Genomic DNA, 21,413 nt, shown 5'->3' with positions numbered 1-21,413 from the left:
CAAAAGGCAAAAGCCTTTTACATTTCAAAAGATAGTTTTTTACTCCATGGCTATAAAATCAACTCGTTCTACATTTTCCATTTTAGATAATTCATCTAAAAGATCTGTTAAATCTAACTCTAACATAGACATATCTATAGTTAAAGTTAAGTTAGCAACTTCATTTATAGGTAATCCTTGATCTATAGTTAATATGTTTCCGCCTTTATCAGAAATGTAATTTAACACTTGTGATAATACACCTTTTCTATGCTTAACCATCATATTAAAAGTCATTTTTCTGCCTTGTGCACTTTCTGCAAAATCAAAAACATAATCTTTATATTTATAATAAACACTTCTACTTACACCTATAATTTTAGTTGCTTCAGTGATTTCTTTAACTTTGCCATCCTTTAGAAGCTTTTTTACCTCTAATACTTTTTCATAAACATCTGGTAAAACCTTCTTATCAATTACTAAATATTTTCCCTCCATCATTTATCACCTTCTATTACAATTGCCCCCTTTATATCCACAGAAAGTTCTAATATTTTATAAGAAAACTTCATATCTTTTAAAAATGCTTCCATAGATTTAGCAAAACAGTCTAATCTTTCAACTATAATCATTATAGTTGGACCTGCACCACTTAAATAGGAGGCTAGCGCCCCATTATTATAAGCTTCTTTCTTAATTAAATCAATTCCTTTTATAAGACTATTTCTATATGGTTCATGTAATTTATCTTTACATGCAATTCTTAGAATTTCGTTATTACCATTATTTAAGCCAATTGCAAGAAGAGCAGCTCTTCCAATATTATAAACAGAATCTTCATATGTTAAATTTTTAGGAAGTACACTTCTCGCTTTTTCAGTTTCTAACTTAAAATCTGGAATTATTGAAATAAATGATAAGTTGTTTTTATTTTCTATCTTTTCATATATAGTTTTTCCATTTTCTATTACAGCTATTACTATTCCTCCAAGTAAAGCTGGTGCAACATTATCAGGATGTCCTTCTATTTCTACTGCTAAATTTAATAAATCATTCTTACTTAATTTATTTCCTAATAATTTATTAGCACCTACTAACCCTGCTACAATACAACTCGAACTACTCCCAAGTCCTCTTGCTATTGGAATATCATTTTTTAATAATTTTATTTTAATTCCCTTAGTTTTATACTTACATACTTCAAATACTTTCAGCATTGATTTATAAATTATATTGTCTTTATTAGAAAATTCTTTTGGAAAGTCTTCAAATACCAATCCATCTTCTATCTCTTCAAATCCATACTCATTATACAAATTTAAAGCAACTCCTAAGCAATCAAATCCTGGCCCCATATTAGCTGAAGTTGCTGGGACTCTAACCTTAATCATTATTCTACTCCTAAATATTCTTTTAAAGACTTTTTCATATCTTCTACTTTAGAAGTTTTAGTATGAATTACTTTCTTTTTATCTAAATTACTTAAGTTTTTTGGAATTTCATTTTTACTTTCTTCAAAAAGTGTATTTAAAACTTTAAAATCATCCATAAAATCAACTTCAAATCCTAATGAATTGCATATACTTCTTGGGAATTTAAAAGGACTTGCTGTTGAAGCTATTAAGACTTCTTTATTATCTCCAGTTTTCTCTACATACTTTTTATAAACAACATAAGCCACTCCTGTATGAGTATCCATTAAATAATTTTCTTTTACATAAACCTCATTTATAGCTTTATGTACCTCTTCTGTTGTAGCAAAATCTCCATAAAAGTCTGATAAATTCTCTTTCATTGATTCTGATATTTCATATATACCATTTGTATTCAAACTATTCATAAGCTCATTTATTTCGTAACTATCTCTATTGCTTATTTCATATAATAATCTTTCAAGATTTGATGAAAGTAATATATCCATTGATGGTGATTCAGTTAAAATAAGCTCTCTTCTTTTATCATAAATTCCTGTATTAAAAAAATCTGTAAGAACTTTATTTTCATTAGAAGCACAGATAAGTTTATCTATTGGCAATCCCATTTTCTTTCCATAATATGCTGCAAGTATGTTTCCAAAATTTCCAGTTGGCACAACTACATTTATCTTATCTCCCTCTTTTATTTTTCCATTTTCAATTAATTTAATATAACCATAAAAATAATACACTATCTGAGGTATAAGTCTTCCTATATTTATAGAGTTAGCTGAAGATAATCTAAATCCTTTTTCTAATAACTCTTTTTTTAACTCTTCATCACCAAAAATATTTTTAACTCCTGTTTGTGCATTATCAAAATTACCTTCAATAGCAATTACATGCACATTATCCCCTTCTTGAGTAACCATTTGCTTTCTCTGAATTTCACTTACTCCATTTTTCGGATAATAAACTACTACTTTAAAACCTTCCACATCTTTAAAGCCTTCTAATGCGGCTTTCCCTGTATCTCCAGAAGTTGCAGTTAAAATAACTATTTCTTCATTTGCTCCTATAATCTTTTTAGCTCTTTTCATTATTTGAGGTAAAAATAAAAGAGCTGCATCTTTAAAAGCACATGTTGGCCCATGATATAGCTCTAAAAAGTTTTTTACTACTTCTACTTTAAATCTATCTATATATGCATCTTTTATAGCTCCTTTTAGCTCTCTTATTTTTATGTCAGTAAAAAACTTACTTATTACTAAATAAGCTATTTCTTCATAACTGGCCCCTTTTTTATTTATTATTTCCTCATATACTCTTGGAAAACTATCTGGTACAAAAAGTCCCCCATCTTTAGCAATTCCTCTAACAATTGCTTCAGCACTTTTTATCCCTTTTTCCTTTCCTCTCGTACTTCTAAAATTCATATATTACACCCCCAAATAAAATTTTAGAATTTCCCTTTTTCTATTCTCATATTATCACTCATATTTTTTAAATACAAATGTCCTTTATAAGAACACATTTATGGAGGTTTTGTTTTCCATATTATTAATAAACCTATATTTCTAAATCAAATTTAAAATTATTGCTCCTTTTATAGAAACATTATTATTTTTTGCAAATTCCTTTGCATCTTCTAATTTAATTTTAATTACTTCTATCTCTTCATTTTCTTCTAAGTTTGAAGTACTAACCTCTCCTTCAACTATCATTTTTATTACCGCTGTAGTTTCATCTGTCATTCCTACAGAAGTATAACTTGGTTTAACTAATACCTCATAGCTTACACAATTTAATCCTGTTTCTTCAAATAATTCTCTTTTTCCAGCTTCTATAAAATCTTCTCCTGGATCTACCATCCCTGCAGGAAATTCATATAAATAATCATCAATAGGTGCTCTATATTGCTTTATTAAAACTATTTCTCCTTCTTTTGTTATAGGAATTATCATTACTCCATCTGCTTTTTCATGATTTTTAGTTACACATGCTAATTCTTCTTTTTCTCTTCTACTAGCCATAAAATATTCTTTTATATTATCTTTTTTATTTCTTAAAGTTAATTTATATAAGTTCAGATATTTGTTATTTGTTTGTTTTTCTATTTTTAGTAATTTCATAACTAAACACTTCCTTGACTAAATAAAATTTTAAAGTTTATTTTTTAGATTAATCATTCTTTTTTTATTATATAATATTTATTTTATGCTGTGCATAAATTAGATAAAATTTTCACAATCTTTCTCTTGTAATCATATAAACTCTATTGTAAAATAACTCTGTCGGTATTCAAATTAATGAAACTGAACGCAAATTACAAAATAACATTGTTTTTTGCCGAATTATATCCATTATGGAATAAGAACGGGGGATTTTAAAAATGGAAAGAAGCAGAAGCCACCTTAGTGTACGTCAATTAGTTGTAGTTGGTATGCTATCTGGTATCACAATTTTTATGGGTCTTACAGGGCTTGGATTTATTCCAATTCCACCAGTTAAGGCTACTATAATGGGAGTTCCTGTTATTATAGGTGCACTCATTGAAGGACCTATGGTTGGTGCATTAGTAGGATTAGTATTTGGTATATTTTCAATTTATCAAGCTATTTCAGCACCAGTATTAACATCTTTTATGTTTTACAATCCAATAATAGCAATTGTACCTAGAGTACTTATTGGAATTATAGCTTATTTTGTTTATAAAGGTTTAAAAAACAAATTCAAAAAGGATGGAATACCAATTGTAATATCTGCAGTTGTCGGTTCACTTGTTAACACTGTTGGTGTATTAGGATTAACTTACTTAATCTATTTAGATAAGTATGCTCACACATTTGGAATTTCAGTAAACGCTGCTAAAGGAGCAATAGCTTTAGTTGGTGTTACTAATGGAATCCCAGAAGCTATAGTTTGTGCACTTATTACATTACCAGTTGTTTTAACAATGAATAAAATAAAAAAAAGAAGATAAATTCAAATTCATATATAGGGTTGTACAAAGCTAATTTTGGTTTTAGTACATCCCTTATTCTATTATTTAGGAGGTATTTATTATGAGAGAAATAAAATTTGTTGATATTAAAGGTATAAGACTTGGACATGCTGAAAATAAAGAAGGTTCTACAGGTTGTTCAGTTGTTATCTGTGAAAAAGGTGCAACAGGAGGAGTAGATGTTCGTGGAGGAGCTCCAGGAACTAGAGAAACTGATCTTTTAGATCCATCTGAACTTGTAGAAAAAGTTCATGCTATTATGATTTCTGGTGGAAGTGCATTTGGATTAGAAGCTTCTACTGGAGCTATGGAATATTTAGAAGAAAGAAATATTGGTTTTGATGTTCAAGTAGCTAAAGTTCCTATTGTATGTTCTGCTGTACTTTTTGACTTAGCTTTTGGTAGCCCTAAAATAAGACCTGATAAAAAATTAGGATATGAAGCTTGCATAAATTCTGAAAACTATACTCAAAATATAAATGGAAATATTGGAGCTGGATATGGTGCCACTGTTGGTAAAATTGCTGGACCTGAATTTGCTATGAAAGGTGGCCTTGGAACTTTTGCAGTAGAATTAGAAAATGGTCTTCAAGTTGGAGCTATTGTAGCAGTTAATTGTTTGGGTGATGTTGTTGATCCAATGGATAATATGAATATAATAGCAGGTGCATATAATAAAGAAACAAAAGAATTTTTAAATAGTGAAAATATTCTTTTATCTTCAACTGAAAATCCTAAGAATCCTTTTAAAGGTAATACTACAATAGGAATAATAGTTACAAATGCTAATTTCAATAAAGCACAAGCTAAAAAAATTTCATCAATGGCTCATAATGGATTCGCCAGAACTATGAAACCTGCTCATACAATGTTTGATGGAGACACTATTTTTACTATGGCAACTAATTACATAGATGCTGATGTATCTACTGTTGGAATGTTAGCTGCAAATGTTATGGAAAAAGCAGTTTTAAATGCTATCAAAAATGCTGATACTTTAAATGATGTTGTTTCATTTAAAGAATTAAATTTATAGGAAAAATTTTATAAATAAAAAATACTGTTTAACTTATAGTAAAAATATTATAATTTATTAAAAAACTTCACCTTATTTTAATCTAATGTGAAGTTTTTTTAATGACTTAATACTTTATGTCTGTATATAAAAATATATTATATATATTTTTATAGTTAACATTTGTGTATTTTTAATTAATTTTTCTTTTTTTATTCATATTTTCTTTATGTTAATATGTTACAATAAAAAAATCATAATTAAAAAGGAGGCGTCTTATGTCACACTCAAATCATAAAAATAAACTGACTCTATTATCACTTATATTAATGATATTCACATCAGTTTTTGGATTTACTAATATTGCTAGAGCCTTTCTACTTATGGGGTATTCTGCGATACCATTTTACATAATTTCAGCATTAACATTTTTTATACCATATTCATTTATGTTATCAGAATATGGTGCTGCTTTTAGAAAAGAACGTGGTGGTATTTATTCTTGGATGGATAAATCTGTAGGCCCTAAATATGCATTTATAGTTACATTTATGTGGTATACTTCTTATCTTATTTGGATGGTTTCAACATCATCTTCAATTTGGGTACCTCTATCAAATGTTTTCTTCGGGCAAGACACAACTTCAAGATGGTCATTATTTGGATTATCTTCTTCTCAGACTTTAGCATGTCTTGGTATTATTTTAATGCTTATTATTACTTTTGCAGCGTCAAAAGGATTAGATAGTATAAAGAAAATAACATCAATTGGAGGAACTTTTGTTGCATTAGCTAACATAATACTTTTAGTTGGAGCTTTTATAGTTTTAGTTGCTAATGGATTTAAGGTTGCTGAACCTATTACTGCTAGTTCATTTTTCTCATCTCCAAACCCATCATACCAATCACCAATAGGTCTTCTTGGCTTTATGGTTTTTGCAGTATTTGCTTATGGAGGATTAGAATCAATTGGTGGTCTTGTTGACCAAACTGAAAATCCTGAAAAAACATTCCCACGTGGAATAAAAATAGGTGCTATAATAATAGCAGTTGGATATTCACTTGGAATTCTTTGTGTTGGTTTCTTTACAAACTGGGCAGGAACTTTAAGCAAATCTACTGTTAACATGGCTAATGCTGGTTATATAGTTATGGGGAACTTAGGATATACTATAGGAGAAGCATTACACTTAAGCCCAGATGTATCAGTAAATATAGGTCTTTGGTTCTCTAGATTTATAGGACTTTCAATGTTCTTAGCTTTAATTGGAGCATTCTTTACACTTACATACTCTCCAATTAAACAACTTATCGAAGGAACACCAAAAGAATTATGGCCTAAAAAATTAATTAAACTTGATGATAAAAATGGAATGCCTAAAAATGCTATGTGGATTCAATGTATAATTGTTATAATAGTTATTATTCTTACTTCTCTTGGTGGTAAGAGTGCAACTACTTTCTTAAATTATTTAATATTAATGAGTAATGTTGCTATGACTATTCCTTATGCTTTTATAGCACTTGCATTTATTTGGTTTAAGAAAAATGATAGCATAGAAAAGCCTTTTGTTATTTATAAATCTAAAAAAGGTGCTACTATAGCTGTTGTTATAGTTATGATAACTGTTACTTTTGCAAATGTATTTACAATAATAAAACCTATACTTGAAAGTAGAGATTATACATCTACTATTTTCCAAATTGCAGGTCCTATTGTATTTATGATAATAGCATTATTAATTTATCATAGATATGAAAAAATAACTGGTAAAAAGTAATATTATAAAAATAAAAAAGTGGATTCAATTTGAATCCACTTTTTTTAATCTCTACTATTTGATATTTGCGCTAACAAATTTAAAATTTCAACATATAACCATATTAATGTTACCATTAAGCTAAATGCACCATACCATTCCATATATTTAGGTGCTCCACTTCTTGCAGCTCTTAATATATAGTCATAATCTTGCATAAGACAAAGTGTTGCTAAAATAACAACAGCTAAGCTGAAAATTATTCCTATTGGCCCATTTTGATATATTGGTAATATTACACCAAAGAAACTTAATACAACTCCTATAAGTGAAGTTATACAAATTGTAATTAATGCAATCATTACACCTTTTCTTGTTCTATCAACTATACCTGGTTTTTTACCATAAATAGCTAAAGTTACTAACACACATACAAAAGTTAATAATACTGCTGGAAGAACTATTCCTGGAAACATTCTATCAAAAAGTTTTGATAAACTACCTAAAAATAACCCTTCAAGACCGGCATATATTATACCTGTAAATTGACAAATCTTTGGAGAAAAAGTTGTTATAAGAGCAACTATAAATGTTACTAATGAAACTCCAATCATAACTCCAGAACTATATGGAATATTAAGCCAACTATATGCAAAGCATACTGCTAAAACTGCTAAAAATATAACTATTTTAGTTATAGTGCCACTAATAGTCATAGTTGTTCCATCACTTACGATTTCTGAAAATCCTTTTGCCATAGCAGGATTTGTTCTTCTACCTATCTTCATATTCATACTCCTCTCATACTTATCTATATCTTTATCTCATAAGTATAATTTTATACTATCATATGATATTTTTTATTTCAAACATCTCCATATAATTTAAGAATAATATAATTTTTATATTTTTTTAATTTGAGTATTATAAAAATCAACAAATTGACTATCCATATATAAAATATGATTTTGTATCCAATCTAATACAAAATCTAAAAGTTCTTTTATATATTTTTCTTGATCTTTATCTATATCATTTAAATTTATATCTTCTAATTTCTTTATAAATTCTATATGTTGTACTTTATGAGAAAAAAATTTATTATATTTCATTTCTAACATTAATTCTTCTTCTCTATTAAAATGATATATTGTATAACCTCTTAATTCTTCTATTACATCAACAATTTTATCATATTTATCTAAAGAAAATTTATCTAGTATTATATCATAAGATTTATATACTAATTTAAATAATTCTTTATGATCACCATCTATTAATTCTTGTCCCAACATATATTTATCTAATTCATTGCTCATCTCCCAATCCCCTTTTCTCAATATTTCCCACTTTATAAGTTTAACTTATTTTCTTTATAAATGTCTACATTATGTATATATAAAAAAAGAGATTAAAACTCTGTTTAATCTCTTATATATATCATTAATTTTTAAAAGCTATTTTTAATAATATAGGTGTTATTATTGTAGTTACAACAACTACTATTACAACCGGTGCTAAGAAACTAGTATTCATTAATCCAATTGCAATTCCTTTATTAGCCACAATCAAAGCAACCTCACCTCTTGAAATCATACCTATTCCAACTTGTATTGATTCCTTTGTAGAGTAATTGAAAAATTTAGCACCTATCGCACATCCAACAATCTTTGTGATTATAGCTACGATTAATAAAATTAAAGTAAATATTATCAAATCATTTGTCATATTTCCAATTTCTACTTTTATCCCTATACTAGCAAAAAATATGGGAGATAAAAGTATATATGAAAGAGTTTCAAATCTAGAATTAATATATTTTGTTCTTTCTGTATTAGAAATTATTAATCCTGCAATAAATGCTCCAGTAATATCTGCTACTCCAAAAAACTCTTCTGCACAATATGAAAGAAGAAGACAAAATACGAATGCTACTATCACAAATCTTCTCATATCCTTATGGTATCTATTTTCCATTTTAATAAAAATATAATAAAATAAATATCCACTAATTCCTGCAAATATAAAGAATAAGATTATTTTTAATAGTACTATCCATACATTGACTGTTGAATCTGCCAAACCAGTTACTACTGTTAAAGCTATAACACCTAAAATATCATCAATAAGTGCTGCTCCTAAAATTGTGTTACCTGCTTTCGTGCTTAATTTTCCCATCTCTTTAAGAGTTTCAACTGTAATACTTACAGATGTTGCGGTTAATATTACCCCTATAAATACATTTTGTAAAACATGACTAACTTGACTTCCTGGAATAGTTTCAGTATTAAATACTGTTGCTACTAAAAAACCTACTATAAGTGGAAGAATCACTCCTAAAACAGCTATTAAAGCTGAGGCTTTTCCAGTTTTTTTAAGTTCAGTTATATCTGTTTCTAGTCCAGCTGTGAACATAAGTATTATTACTCCCAGTTCTGACATTTGACCTATAAAATCTGTCTCATGTAAAACATTTAAACATGCTGGTCCTAAAACTATTCCAGCTAAAAGTGCTCCAACAACTTGTGGCATTTTAATTTTTTTAGTTGCTATCCCAAACACTTTTGTACTTAATAAAATCAATGCAATATCAAATAAAAATTTATATGATAACATCCCAATCCCCCCTTTTTAGTACAAGGATAATTATAGGAGCTTTTACTTTTTTATTCAAATTACTTTTACTACATAATCAACCTTTTATAGGCTTTTTAAGGCTTATTTATCCTTAATTAAAATATAATCAATCAATATTCTTTTTATCTTTAATATTCTCTTATATAATCCATTTTACAAATTTGATTAATTGTTTATTTATGATTTATTAATTATTTATTCATTATAAAATTTAATAAGTTTTTGTATTAACTAAAATATTTTCTATTTCATATTTACTTATATCAAAATTTATATCATTCTTTAATAATTCTCTTATTATATCCTCTTTTTCATCTTGGAACATATCAGATTCTTGAATATTTTCTATTAAATCATCTATGTCATATATTTTTCCCCAACCTTCTTCGGCTCCAATTACATAAGAAATATCATCTCTTGATTTTTCTTCATACATATCATATTGACTATAAATATTTTGCTCACTTTTTATATCTATCCTATCTTCAAAATATACGTGTAATACTCTATCAGCATCTTTAAGCTCTGAAAATCCCATAGCTCTATAATCTGGTAAAACTAATAAATAATTCATAAAAAACACCTCCATATACTAAAAAGGATTGTCTTTTTTTATTTTAAGACAATCCCCTCTAATAGTATTTTTATATTTTTATATGTTTTATATACAAGCTTTTTATAGGTTAATATTTAATTATTAGCCTTCTCTGTTAATAATTACACTTATTCTTTACATCCATTGCTAAACAGAAATATCTAACAGATTCTTTTAAATTATCTAATTTATAATAAAGATTTCCTAAATCTAAATATCTTTCATAGAAATCTTTTTTAGTACCAAATCTAGCTAATGCATCTAATGATAAATTAAAATTCATCTCAGCTTCTTCATATTTTCCTTCTTCTTCTAATAAAGCTCCCTTTAAATAATATGAATACTCCATCAATTGAATATTATTAGTTACAATTGCTATATTTAATGCATCATCTAATATTCTTTGTATATATTCTCTTTGATTATATTGCTTTAGTATTTTTAAGAATTTTACAAACTCTTCAGCACAAATATCTGTGCTTTCTATTTGTAAAATAGGAATTATTTCTTCAATAGTTTTCTCAGCTTCTATTGTATTAAATGTTTTAAAATAACATTTAACATAATCTGATTTCATATCTATTATTTTATAAATATCATCTTTAGCATAACTACATGCTTTGTCCCTATTTTCTTTTGAATATTGTTGCATTAATATATTTTTTATAGCATTTACATGATATATTTCACATAATATTTTTCTATCTGTAACTTTATCTAAAAGGTCTAATGATTTATTTAATACTTCTTCACCTTCTATATACTTACCAAGTTTAAAATGACATTTGCTTAATTCACAACATATTTTTGCATATAACTCTGTATTATCTAAAGAGTTATTTTTCATTAAATCTAAGATTCTAGCAAAATAAATCCCAGACTCATCATATTCTTCATTTAAAAATAAATAGTCTCCTATTTCAAATAAATAAATTAATTGATTATTTAAATCCTCTGTTTTGCTATACAAATCATAATATATTGGTATAATTTCAGATAATTTACCCCATTTTTTCTTCTTTTTATAGTATCTAAATAATTTATTTATTATTTCCATACCTTGTTCTATATAGCCATAATCAATTGCATATTCTAAATTAAATTTTAATTCTTTTTCATAATCATATCTTGATAAATTTTCTTCTACTTCTTTTACATTATCTTTTATTTGATCATAAACACTTTTTGATAAGTAATTAAAATCTATTTTTAATTTATCTGATATATATTTTAGAATTTCAGTATCTGCTTCTATCTTTCCATTTTCTATACAACTCATCTTTGATATAGAAATTTCTGTTCCACATAATTCTTTTAATGTTATTCCATTATACACTCTTATACGTTTTATTTTTTCACCAGTTGAAAGAATTTCCATGTAAACCACCCATCATAATTTAATTTTTTAATATCCCTATTTCTCTAAAAATACCTATTCCTTCATTTAAGTATTTTCTTGCTTTTTCAGTATTTTTTATATCTATATAAAATTTTCCTATCATAATTGATAGTTCTGCTAATTTATCTTGAAGTTTATTATTTAAAGCATATTCATAAGCTTTTATTAATGTACCTTCTGCCATTTCTTCATTTTCTTCTATTTGATGCATTCTATACTCTATAAGAAGACATTCTATTTTTTCTTCTCTATTTTCTTCTTTTATAATTTTATAAATTTCACTTAATGTTTCTTTGCATTTATTTATCTTTTTTATTTTTAGATAATTTTTGCAAATATTTATTAATGTTTTAAGTAAACTTTCATCTCCATTTTTCTCTTTCATGTCTCTTGAAATCTCAAAATGACTTGCTGCTTCTGTTATATTCTCAAAATTGTAGAAAAGCTCTCCTATATTATTTTCTATATTAGATACACTTGAATATTCACCTAAAACTTTATATACATCCAATGTTTTTCTTGAATATTTTATCGCATTTAACAAATCTCCGTTATCAGCATATTCTTTTGATATTTCTAAAAGATTCTTTGCATATTCCTCTCTATTATTTATTCTTTGTAATTTTTCTCTTGTCAGCTCTGAATACTTTTTAGCTTGTTCGATATTTTCAATTTCAAAATAAGTTGTTGCTAAATTATAATATATTTCACCTATTAAAAATTCATCTATAATTTCATTATCTAAATATACTTTTTCAGCTTGTTTTAAATAACTATTTGCTGAATGATAAGCTTTTAATTTTAATGTTATTTTTGCTAATTCTAGAAATGTTCTTACTATTTCTTCGTACTTTTTATTTTTTATAAATATAATATTTGCACTTAATATTTCTTGCTGTGCTAAATGATATTCGCCTTTACCTAAATATATTTTTCCTTTTAAATTTAATATATTTGCTATTCTATATTGTAAATTATATTTTTCAGCATATTCTAAAGCTTTGTTTATATTTTCTTCCGCTAAATTATATTTTTTATCTAATATGTATGCTTCTGCTATTTGTTCATAATATAAACTTATGTTTTCAGCTTGGCTCTCTTCTGATTCCATTAAATATTCTACATTAACATTTAATGTATCTGCTAAATATTCTAATAAATCCATAGAAGGATTAGAACGTTGTGATTCAACTAAACTAATCTGACCAGGAGTTATTCTGTCTTTAGCTAAATCTTTTAATGTCATATTAAGTTCTTTTCTTCTTATTTTTATCTTTTCCCCTAAAGATAGAATTTCCATAAATCTTACACACCCCATACTTTATTCAAATATTTTTAAAATTGTTTATAATTTGTTAAAATTTATTATAATTATAACATGTTTTTGTAAATATATACAATATTTTTATCGAATTTAGCTTTCATTTTTTATTTTTTATTTAGTATATATTTATTTTTGCTATAAATTTTTTCTTTATTTTTATTAAAATAACTTAATTTTTATTAAAATTAATATTTTCTATTCAGTTTTTAATATAAAAAAATAAGATGAAAAAATTTCATAATAGAAATTTTCTCATCTTACTCATATATAATCATTATTTCATTGCTGATGCAATAGTATCAAAAGTATCTTCTGCTGCAGATATAATCACTCTTCCTGCTTTTCTCATTTTCTTTTGAGTTTTTCTATCCAGTTGTGGTAGTATAACCATACCAACAGCTGCTCCTACTACCGCTCCAGTTGCTAATCCAGTCATTAATTTAAGTCCCATTTTTATCACCTCACTTATTTTCCTAGATGATATTATGGTTTGTAAATTAATATTTTTTATTCATTTAAATTATTCCTAAAGCTTCTTTTGCTAACTTATCTGCCATATCATTAAATTTATCTCCAGAGTGTCCTTTAACTTTCTTAAAGTTTATTTTTATTTCTTTCATTTTCTCTTGCATAAATTCATTATAATTTTTAGTTATATCATTATTTCTTTTCCATGTACCTAAAGCCCAAGATTCAATTCCTTGATAATCAAAAACTATAGTTATTTGCTTAAAATTATTTTCTATTGCATATTCAACAGCTTTCATTGCACCATTTACTTCACCAGATACATTTCTTAATGATATTGCATTTTTATCTGTTCCTACTCCATTAGCAGTAAAAACTACTTCTCCATTTTCTATACATACCATTCCATAAGAATAATTTTTCTTTTCTAATGAAAAACTTCCATCAACATAAGCTGTAAGTCCTTCATCTGCTATAAAACTTTCTTCTTTTAAAGAAGCATCTTTTTTAACTCCGCTACTACTATTTACATTTAATAATATAAACTGTTCTGCTTCTTCCTTTGTTTTAAAACTTTTATATATAGCTCCTTTAAACCCTATTACTTCTTTTTTACATTCATCCCATGAAGTAAATATTTTTGGTTCTCCTGATTTACCTTTATATACTGAATAGAATTTTCCTGCCATGTTTAACTCCTCTTTATAATGTCTGTAATTCTTCAATTACACTAAATATTTTTTCTAAATTTTTAGCTCCTGTAAAGTTTATTACATAATCTAATCCTTCTTTTAATACAATTAATAATTCATTTTTTCCTGACCAATTTTCAACTAAAACTTTTAATGGAACATTTTTTGCTATTCTATTTAAAGCAAAAAATAATACTGCTATATCATCTATAGTTCCTATAAAAGGTATTTTACTAGGTATTAAATCATTTGGAAAAGCAATATACGCTATACTTCCTGAAACAGTTAATTTAGTTTTCATAGGAACTCTTTCATCTTTTAGAAGTCTAACTATTAATGCTATTAAATCAGGAACTACAAGCAAATACTCCGAAAATGGCTTTGCTTTTGGTGGTAATTTTTCATCTAATTTTTCTTTTGTAAAATCTCTTCCTTTATTATAAAAGTCTTCTGTTTTTTCTTCTATTAATAAAGCTTCTAGTTCTTCTGTTTCTTCCTCACCAACTTCTTCTTCAACAACTTCAGCTGCTACTTCTTCTGCAGTTTCTTTTGAACCTTCTTTATTTACTGTATCACTTAAAGTTTCTTTTTCTTCACTCTTCTCTTCTAAAGTATTTCCTTTTAAGTTTAAATTTATATCTTTAACTTCAGCAAAAACTCTATCTCCTTTTATATAGAAGTCTTTTACTTTTAATTTTATTATTTTTACATCTTCCAAAACTTTATCTACATCTATTATAAGCTTATCTTTTGTCCCTTCAAATCCTAAGTCTCCAATAAACTTTAATGCTATTTTAACTCCTAAGCTTCTAAAAACTCTAAATAAACCTAGCTTGTACACCTTAAATGAAGAAAATCTACAATGAACTTTTTCATCTATTACATTCATATCTGAAATAGTTCCTTCAAAGTTTATTTTTATAACTTTTTTAAAGCTTCCTTTTATATGTATTCCATTATCTATAATAACTGATGATAAATCTAATCCGTCAATTTTAACAAAATCATTTATGACACTTAATATATCATCTCCAGTTAATTGAACCAAAACATTCGATATATTCATATTCCACCCTCCAACTTTTATATTCTTTTTTATTTTACCTTTTTATTAAAAACTTGTAAAATAAAATGACTGATATAATTATTTCAAAATAAAAAATACTACAAAACATTTAAATTTTGTAGTATTTTTATATATTTTTTATAAATTATTTTCTCATTATAAAGTTAAAATACTGGTATAACATTTCCATCATAATTTTCATTTATAAATTCTCTAACTTTATCAGAAGTTAAAGCTTCTGTTAAATCTTTAATTTTTTGAGTATCTTTATTTTCTTTTTTTACTGCTAAAACATTTCCATATGGCTTTGAAGCTTCTGAATCTTTTGTCTCTGCAAGTAATGCATCCTTTTTAACTGAGAATCCAGCATCAATTGCATAATTTCCATTTATAACTGCTAAATCAACATCATCTAAAGCTTTTGGAATAGCTGCTGCTTCTAATTCTTTAAAAGTAAAGTTTCTTTTATTTTCTGTTATATCTTTTGGAGTTATAAGCTCACCATCTTTAACTTTTATAAGCCCATTTTCACTTAATAATTTTAAAGCTCTAGCCTCATTTGAAGGGTCATTTGGAATTGCTATAATTGCCCCATCTTTTAATTCCTTAATATCTTTTATTTTTTTTGAATATGCTCCTAATGGCTCTAAGTGAATTTGTGCAGTATAATCTAAATTTAATCCTTTAGTATTATTTTGATCTTCTAAATATGGTATATGCTGAAAAAAGTTTGCATCTAAACTTCCTTCTGCTAATGCAGTATTTGGTGTAACATAATCATTGAATTCAATTACTTCAACTTTATATCCTTTCTCTTCTAAATCAGGTTTTATTTGTTCTACTATTTCTTTATGTGGTACAGGTGATACTCCTATTTTTATTGTTTTATCATCTTTTGCTTCAGATGACGCCCCACATCCACCTAAAGCAAAAGCTAATGCCCCTATTAATATTCCTGTAATTATTGTTTTCCTCTTCATTATAAATTCCCCCTTTTTATTTAGATAATCTTTTATATAAATAATTTCCCAAGCTTTGAAGTACTTGTACAATTATTATTAATAATATTACTGTAATAATTAAAACCTGTTTATCATTTCTATGATATCCATATCTTATAGCAACATCTCCAAGTCCACCAGCACCAATTGCTCCAGCCATTGCTGAATATCCAATTACGCTAATTACTGTTAAAGTTAATCCAGATACAATTGAAGGTATAGCTTCTTTTAAAAGAACTTTAAATATTATTTGAAAATCTGTTGCTCCAAAAGATTTTGCAGCTTCTATTATTCCTTTATCAACTTCTCTTAATGCATTTTCTATTATTCTAGCTATGAAAGGTGCAGTTCCTACTGTTAAAGGAATTATAGCTGCTTTAACTCCTATAGAAGTTCCAACTAATATTCTTGATAATGGAAATAATACAACCATTAATATGATAAATGGAAAACTTCTAAGAATATTTATTATAAAATCTAAAATCCCATATATAGTTTTATTTGGCTTAAGTCCATCTTTAGCTGTTAAAGTAAGTATTATAGCTGGAATAAACCCTAATATTGTTGCAAATATTGTTGAAAATAAAACCATTACTGCTGTGTCCTGTATTGCAGTTAAAATCTCTTTATTCATATTAAAGCACCTCCAACTTAACTTCTTTATTTTCTAAATATTTAACTATCTTTTCTTTATCTTCTTCATTGATGTTTATAACAAGACTTCCTAAAATATCTTCTCTAAACTTTTCAAGTTTTCCAAATACTATTGAAAAATCAACATCTAAATCTCTAGCTAGTTTTGTTATAATCGCATTTTCTGAAAAGTCACTTGGGAAAAATATTCTAATATTTATTCCTTCCTTTGGAAGAACATTGTCTTCATCTTCTCCTAAAAACTTTTTAAGATGAGTCTCTGGCTTTAAGAATAAATCTTTAGCTTTTCCTTGTGACTTTACAACTCCACCATCAAGAAGAGTTACTGTTTCGCAAACTTCTTTTACAACTTCCATTTGATGAGTTACCATAACTATAGTTATATTTAATCTTTTATTTATTTCTAAAAGTAACTCTAAAATATCTTTTGTTGTTTTAGGATCTAATGCAGAAGTTGCTTCATCACAAAGTAAAATTTTAGGTTCTAATGCTAAAGCTCTAGCTATTGCAACTCTTTGCTTTTGTCCTCCACTTAATTCTTTTGGTTTACTATTTTTCTTTTCCTCTAATCCAACTAATTTTAAAAGCTCATGTACTTTATTTTCAATTTTCTTTTTATCATACTTCCATACTTCTAAAGGAAGAGCTATATTTTCAAAAACAGTTTTTCTATTTAAAAGATTAAAATTTTGAAATATCATTCCTAAATTTCTTCGTAAATTTCTTATTTCATTTGAATTTAAATCTTTTATTTCTTGTCCCATAACAGTTAAAGAACCACTATTATACCCTTCTAATCCATTTATACATCTTAGCAAAGTACTTTTTCCTGCTCCACTATGACCTATTATTCCATATATTTCTCCTTCTTTTATTTCAAGAGAAATATTTTTTAAAACATTATTATTGCCAAAACTCTTATCCAAACTTGTTATTTTTATCATTTTTTCCACCCCCAAAATTAAAAAATGCACTAGAGAACAAATCTCTAGTGCATGGAATATACCCTATTAACTTTTCTCTCATCTCCCAACATTTTGTTGCAGGATTTAGCACCACGTAAAAATAAATATAAAAATACTATATTTTAATTTACAGGTTGCCGGGTTTCATAGGGCCAGTCCCTCCACCACTCTTGATAAGTATTTATTAAGTTTTCCGTTTTCTTGTTATAAATATATTATTTTTTTAACAGCTTGTCAACTATTTTTTTAAAATATTTTAATTTTCTTCATCTGCATATTTGTGTGCTATTATTAAAAATTCATCTTTAACTTCTAAAAAAACTTTTACTAAATCAGGATCAAATTTCTTTCCACTAAATTCTTCTATAAAATTAATAGCAACTTGTGGATCTTTTGCACTTTTATAAACTCTTTTACTTACTATTGCATCAAAAACATCAATTATCATCATTATTCTAGCTGACAAAGGAATATTTTCTTCTTTTAAACCTAAAGGATATCCATTTCCATCCCATTGTTCATGATGATAATAAGCAATTTCTTTAGCACAAGCAAGAAGCCTATTTTCTTTTCCTCCAAATTTTCCTTCTGCATTTTTTAATATTTTATATCCATAATAAGAATGACCTTTCATAACTTCAAATTCTTCATCTGTAAGTTTACCATTCTTAAGTAATATATTATCTGGTATTCCTATTTTCCCTATATCATGTAGCGCAACTGCTTTAACAATAGCATATGTATTTTCATAATCTATAACTTCTTTATATTTATCTATTTTTCCCATATATCCTAACATAACTTTAGCATATTCTTTACATCTTTCAATATGACACCCTAAATCTGAATCTCTAGTTTCAGCTATAAGTGCAAGTGTATCAATAAAAGAACTATTAAATTGCTCTATCTCTTTTATTTTTTCATTAACAAGTCTTTCTAAATTATCACTATATTCTTTTAATTTTATATAATTTTTTATTCTAGCTCTTATTAATTTAGGGTGAACAGGTTTAGTTATATAATCTATAGCTCCTAAACTTATTCCTAAATACTCATCTTTTATATTGCTTAAAGCAGTTAAAAGTATTACTGGTATATGTTTTGTTTCCTCTGTACTTTTTAATATTTTACAAACTTCATATCCATCCATCTCTGGCATCATAACATCTAATAATATTAAATCTGGTCCCCAAGATTTTGCAAGCTCTATTCCCTTAACTCCATTTAATGCTACATTTATTTTATATTCATTTTTTAATATTTCAACTAAAACTTTTACATTATCTGAAACATCATCAATAATTAAAATTTTATTATTTTTTCTATTCATCTTTATAAATCCTATACTTTCAAAATTTATTTTCTAAATTATTTACTTCTTCTATTGCTTTTTCTAAATCAAATTCATCCATTAATTTTTTTATTTTAACTATATCGTCTTCAAATTCTGTTTTTTCTAATTTTCTATATATATAATCAAAGATATCTATAGCTTCCCCTACATCATTTTTAATTGCTAATTTTAATTTATCTAAATATAGTTTTATCTCCTGAAAATCTATATCTTTTTCTAATAGATTTTCATTTAAATTTTTAGGTATTAACATTTTACTAGATTTTTTTATTAAAATTCTCTCATTTGAAGCCTCTGTAAATATTTCTTTTAAAGTAAGAATTACATTGAATTTACTTCCTTTCCCTTCTTTACTTTCAACAAATATTTCTCCCCCTAATTCTTCAACTATATTCTTGCATATTGTTAAACCTAATCCTGTCCCCCCATATTTTCTAGTTATTGATTCATCCCCTTGAGTAAATGGTTCAAATATTTTTTCTATTTTTTCTTTAGATATACCTATTCCAGTATCTTCTACAATAAATTTAACTTTACATAAATTTCTTTCTCTTTTAATGACCTTTATAGTGAATTTTATATATCCTTTTTCAGTAAATTTTATAGAATTACCAATTAAATTTATAAAAATTTGTTCTAATCTAAATTCATCACCTATAACTTTTTTAGGAATATCTTCATCTATTTCTTTTATAAAGTCTATGCATTTTTTATCTATTTCATCTTCTTTTATTAATATTACTGTATCTATTACTTTTTTTAAGCTTATTACTCTATTTTCAGTTTTTAATTTAGCCTCTTTTTCTTTTGAAACATAAAGAATATCATCTATCATTTTTAATAGTAAATTTGAAGCTCTATCAATCTTTTTTGTATATTCCTTTTGTTTTTTAGTTAACATAGTCTCTTCTAATAAGTAATTTATTCCAGATATAGTATTCATGGGAGTCTTAAGCTCATGACTTATTCTTGCCAAAAGAGATGTTTTTTCTTTATTAGCTTCCTCAGCATTTTCTTTTGCCTTTTTTAGCTTTTCTTGTACTGTTTTAATTCTATTTATATCAGTACCTATTCCAGATATAAATAGCTTGTCCATATATCGAGTAATAAATATTTCTTGCATTATATAAGTGTCATCAATCATAATTTCTTTTCTTATACTTTTTATTTTGCACTTTTCTAACTCTTCTAAAGCTTCTTTAAAACACTCAATAGAATATATATTATTTTCTTTTATAAGCTTATTGAAAGAATTATTTGAATATATTATATCTCCATTTTCATTTGCAATAAAAGCAGTATTCTTTATTGAATCAATTAAAATATCCACTTTTTGAAGCATCTCTTTATTTTCTTTAGCTTCTTCTTTTAATTTTTCATTTTTTATACTTATCTCTTTTATTAAATCTTTATTTTTATTTTTTAAAATAGCTAAGAAAAAACAGGTCGTTAATACTACTACATAGAATAATTGTAAATCTGATACTAGATATTCTTTAAGATATCCATCTAATCTTCCTAAAAAAAGATTAACCATAAAGAATGAAATTATGAAGTCTTCCATTATCAATAGTATAAATTCTTCTGGTTTTAATAATATGCATGATAATACAAGTATAAATATAGATATATATTCTAAATGAGATCTATTCATATCAAAAACATTTCTATAATAAACCTCTTGTACATTAAATAAAAATATAATTACAACAAATATATAAAAATTAGTTGAAAACTTTATTTTTATTTCATCTATTTTGATAAATATATAGTATATTGTAAAAGAAAATACATATCCTAAAAAATTGGATAATACAAAGTTATAAAATCTGAAATCTAGATTTCCATAAAAAAAATAATTATAAACATATTGTATAAATAAACCTAATACTAGTATGCTTGGCAATACTTTAAAAAAAGTTATGTTAATTATCTCATTTAAATTAGACTCAATTAATTTTCTTCTTTTATTTATAAGTATAGAAATAACATATGAATCTACTATATTAAAAAAAACTATAATTATTTCACAAATTATAAATTTTAAATCGTTTTTATTACAAAACCATATATAGTAATGTATAC

21 protein-coding genes and 1 riboswitch are annotated in these 21,413 nt (G+C 25.8%); of the genes, 3 read left to right on the top strand and 18 right to left on the bottom strand.

Annotation, left to right across the window (positions count from 1 at the left end; translation table 11 throughout):
- Positions 1–39: 39 nt before the first annotated feature.
- The 4 genes from CLTHE_RS05290 to CLTHE_RS05275 all read right to left on the bottom strand — a co-directional run bounded on the left by CLTHE_RS05290 (position 40) and on the right by CLTHE_RS05275 (position 3,526).
- Complete coding sequence (locus CLTHE_RS05290) at positions 40–477, bottom strand: ACT domain-containing protein (RefSeq protein ID WP_040414129.1); 438 nt, start codon at positions 475–477, stop codon at positions 40–42.
- Positions 477–1,370 carry a homoserine kinase gene (gene thrB, locus CLTHE_RS05285; RefSeq protein WP_080022327.1) on the bottom strand — a complete coding sequence of 298 codons (894 nt, stop codon included), beginning with the start codon at positions 1,368–1,370 and terminating at the stop codon, positions 477–479. Before thrB ends, CLTHE_RS05290 begins: the two co-directional genes overlap by 1 nt.
- Positions 1,370–2,830 carry a threonine synthase gene (gene thrC / locus CLTHE_RS05280; RefSeq protein WP_080022326.1) on the bottom strand — a complete coding sequence of 487 codons (1,461 nt, stop codon included), beginning with the start codon at positions 2,828–2,830 and terminating at the stop codon, positions 1,370–1,372. The genes thrB and thrC overlap by 1 nt, the downstream gene beginning before the upstream one ends.
- Positions 2,831–2,971: 141 nt before the next feature.
- The gene (locus tag CLTHE_RS05275) at positions 2,972–3,526 is read right to left on the bottom strand and encodes an NUDIX hydrolase (RefSeq protein ID WP_080022325.1); all 555 of its coding nucleotides are present in this window, start codon (positions 3,524–3,526) and stop codon (positions 2,972–2,974) included.
- A gap of 260 nt (positions 3,527–3,786) precedes the next feature.
- Between CLTHE_RS05275 and CLTHE_RS05270 the strand changes: the two genes are divergently transcribed.
- From CLTHE_RS05270 to yjeM, 3 genes are all read left to right on the top strand, one after another.
- On the top strand, positions 3,787–4,377 hold the full coding sequence (locus tag CLTHE_RS05270; RefSeq protein WP_080022324.1) for an ECF transporter S component: 591 nt from the start codon (positions 3,787–3,789) through the stop codon (positions 4,375–4,377).
- Between the two features lie 82 nt (positions 4,378–4,459).
- Positions 4,460–5,434: a P1 family peptidase gene (locus tag CLTHE_RS05265; protein WP_080022323.1), complete on the top strand. Its 975-nt coding sequence runs from the start codon at positions 4,460–4,462 to the stop codon at positions 5,432–5,434.
- 257 nt (positions 5,435–5,691) lie between these two features.
- Entirely contained in the window at positions 5,692–7,194 is a 1,503-nt protein-coding gene (gene yjeM / locus CLTHE_RS05260; RefSeq protein ID WP_080022322.1) for a glutamate/gamma-aminobutyrate family transporter YjeM, read from the top strand.
- A gap of 44 nt (positions 7,195–7,238) precedes the next feature.
- Here yjeM and CLTHE_RS05255 read toward each other — a convergent pair whose 3' ends face one another.
- The 14 genes from CLTHE_RS05255 to CLTHE_RS05195 form a co-directional block, all read right to left on the bottom strand.
- The gene (locus CLTHE_RS05255; protein WP_080022321.1) at positions 7,239–7,961 is read right to left on the bottom strand and encodes a Bax inhibitor-1/YccA family protein; all 723 of its coding nucleotides are present in this window, start codon (positions 7,959–7,961) and stop codon (positions 7,239–7,241) included.
- Between the two features lie 114 nt (positions 7,962–8,075).
- Positions 8,076–8,492 carry a bacteriohemerythrin gene (locus tag CLTHE_RS05250; RefSeq protein WP_080022320.1) on the bottom strand — a complete coding sequence of 139 codons (417 nt, stop codon included), beginning with the start codon at positions 8,490–8,492 and terminating at the stop codon, positions 8,076–8,078.
- Positions 8,493–8,616: 124 nt separating this feature from the next.
- Positions 8,617–9,789, bottom strand: coding sequence for a cation:proton antiporter (locus CLTHE_RS05245; RefSeq protein ID WP_080022319.1), 1,173 nt, complete (start codon positions 9,787–9,789; stop codon positions 8,617–8,619).
- 232 nt (positions 9,790–10,021) lie between these two features.
- Entirely contained in the window at positions 10,022–10,384 is a 363-nt protein-coding gene (locus CLTHE_RS05240; protein WP_080022318.1) for a hypothetical protein, read from the bottom strand.
- 136 nt (positions 10,385–10,520) lie between these two features.
- Positions 10,521–11,783, bottom strand: coding sequence for a helix-turn-helix domain-containing protein (locus CLTHE_RS05235; protein ID WP_080022317.1), 1,263 nt, complete (start codon positions 11,781–11,783; stop codon positions 10,521–10,523).
- 19 nt (positions 11,784–11,802) lie between these two features.
- A complete protein-coding gene (locus CLTHE_RS05230; RefSeq protein ID WP_080022316.1) occupies positions 11,803–13,104 on the bottom strand; it encodes a helix-turn-helix domain-containing protein in 1,302 nt (433 codons plus the stop codon).
- Between the two features lie 298 nt (positions 13,105–13,402).
- On the bottom strand, positions 13,403–13,579 hold the full coding sequence (locus tag CLTHE_RS16870) for a hypothetical protein (protein WP_169840812.1): 177 nt from the start codon (positions 13,577–13,579) through the stop codon (positions 13,403–13,405).
- 64 nt (positions 13,580–13,643) lie between these two features.
- Positions 13,644–14,285, bottom strand: a complete 642-nt coding sequence (locus CLTHE_RS05225) for a ribonuclease H1 domain-containing protein (protein ID WP_080022315.1) — start codon at positions 14,283–14,285, stop codon at positions 13,644–13,646.
- Positions 14,286–14,298: 13 nt separating this feature from the next.
- Positions 14,299–15,354: a YkvA family protein gene (locus CLTHE_RS05220; protein ID WP_080022314.1), complete on the bottom strand. Its 1,056-nt coding sequence runs from the start codon at positions 15,352–15,354 to the stop codon at positions 14,299–14,301.
- 164 nt (positions 15,355–15,518) lie between these two features.
- Complete coding sequence (locus tag CLTHE_RS05215) at positions 15,519–16,334, bottom strand: MetQ/NlpA family ABC transporter substrate-binding protein (protein ID WP_080022313.1); 816 nt, start codon at positions 16,332–16,334, stop codon at positions 15,519–15,521.
- Between the two features lie 16 nt (positions 16,335–16,350).
- Positions 16,351–16,989, bottom strand: a complete 639-nt coding sequence (locus CLTHE_RS05210) for a methionine ABC transporter permease (RefSeq protein WP_080022312.1) — start codon at positions 16,987–16,989, stop codon at positions 16,351–16,353.
- Position 16,990: 1 nt separating this feature from the next.
- On the bottom strand, positions 16,991–17,953 hold the full coding sequence (locus CLTHE_RS05205; protein WP_080022311.1) for a methionine ABC transporter ATP-binding protein: 963 nt from the start codon (positions 17,951–17,953) through the stop codon (positions 16,991–16,993).
- A gap of 75 nt (positions 17,954–18,028) precedes the next feature.
- Positions 18,029–18,154, bottom strand: a riboswitch (SAM riboswitch).
- Positions 18,155–18,230: 76 nt separating this feature from the next.
- Positions 18,231–19,304, bottom strand: coding sequence for an HD-GYP domain-containing protein (locus CLTHE_RS05200; protein ID WP_080022310.1), 1,074 nt, complete (start codon positions 19,302–19,304; stop codon positions 18,231–18,233).
- 19 nt (positions 19,305–19,323) lie between these two features.
- Entirely contained in the window at positions 19,324–20,982 is a 1,659-nt protein-coding gene (locus CLTHE_RS05195; RefSeq protein WP_143324028.1) for a sensor histidine kinase, read from the bottom strand.
- Positions 20,983–21,413: the final 431 nt, after the last annotated feature.

Source organism: Clostridium thermobutyricum DSM 4928, assembly GCF_002050515.1.
GTDB lineage: Bacteria > Bacillota > Clostridia > Clostridiales > Clostridiaceae > Clostridium > Clostridium thermobutyricum.
This window is presented reverse-complemented; position numbering and strand designations above follow the sequence as displayed.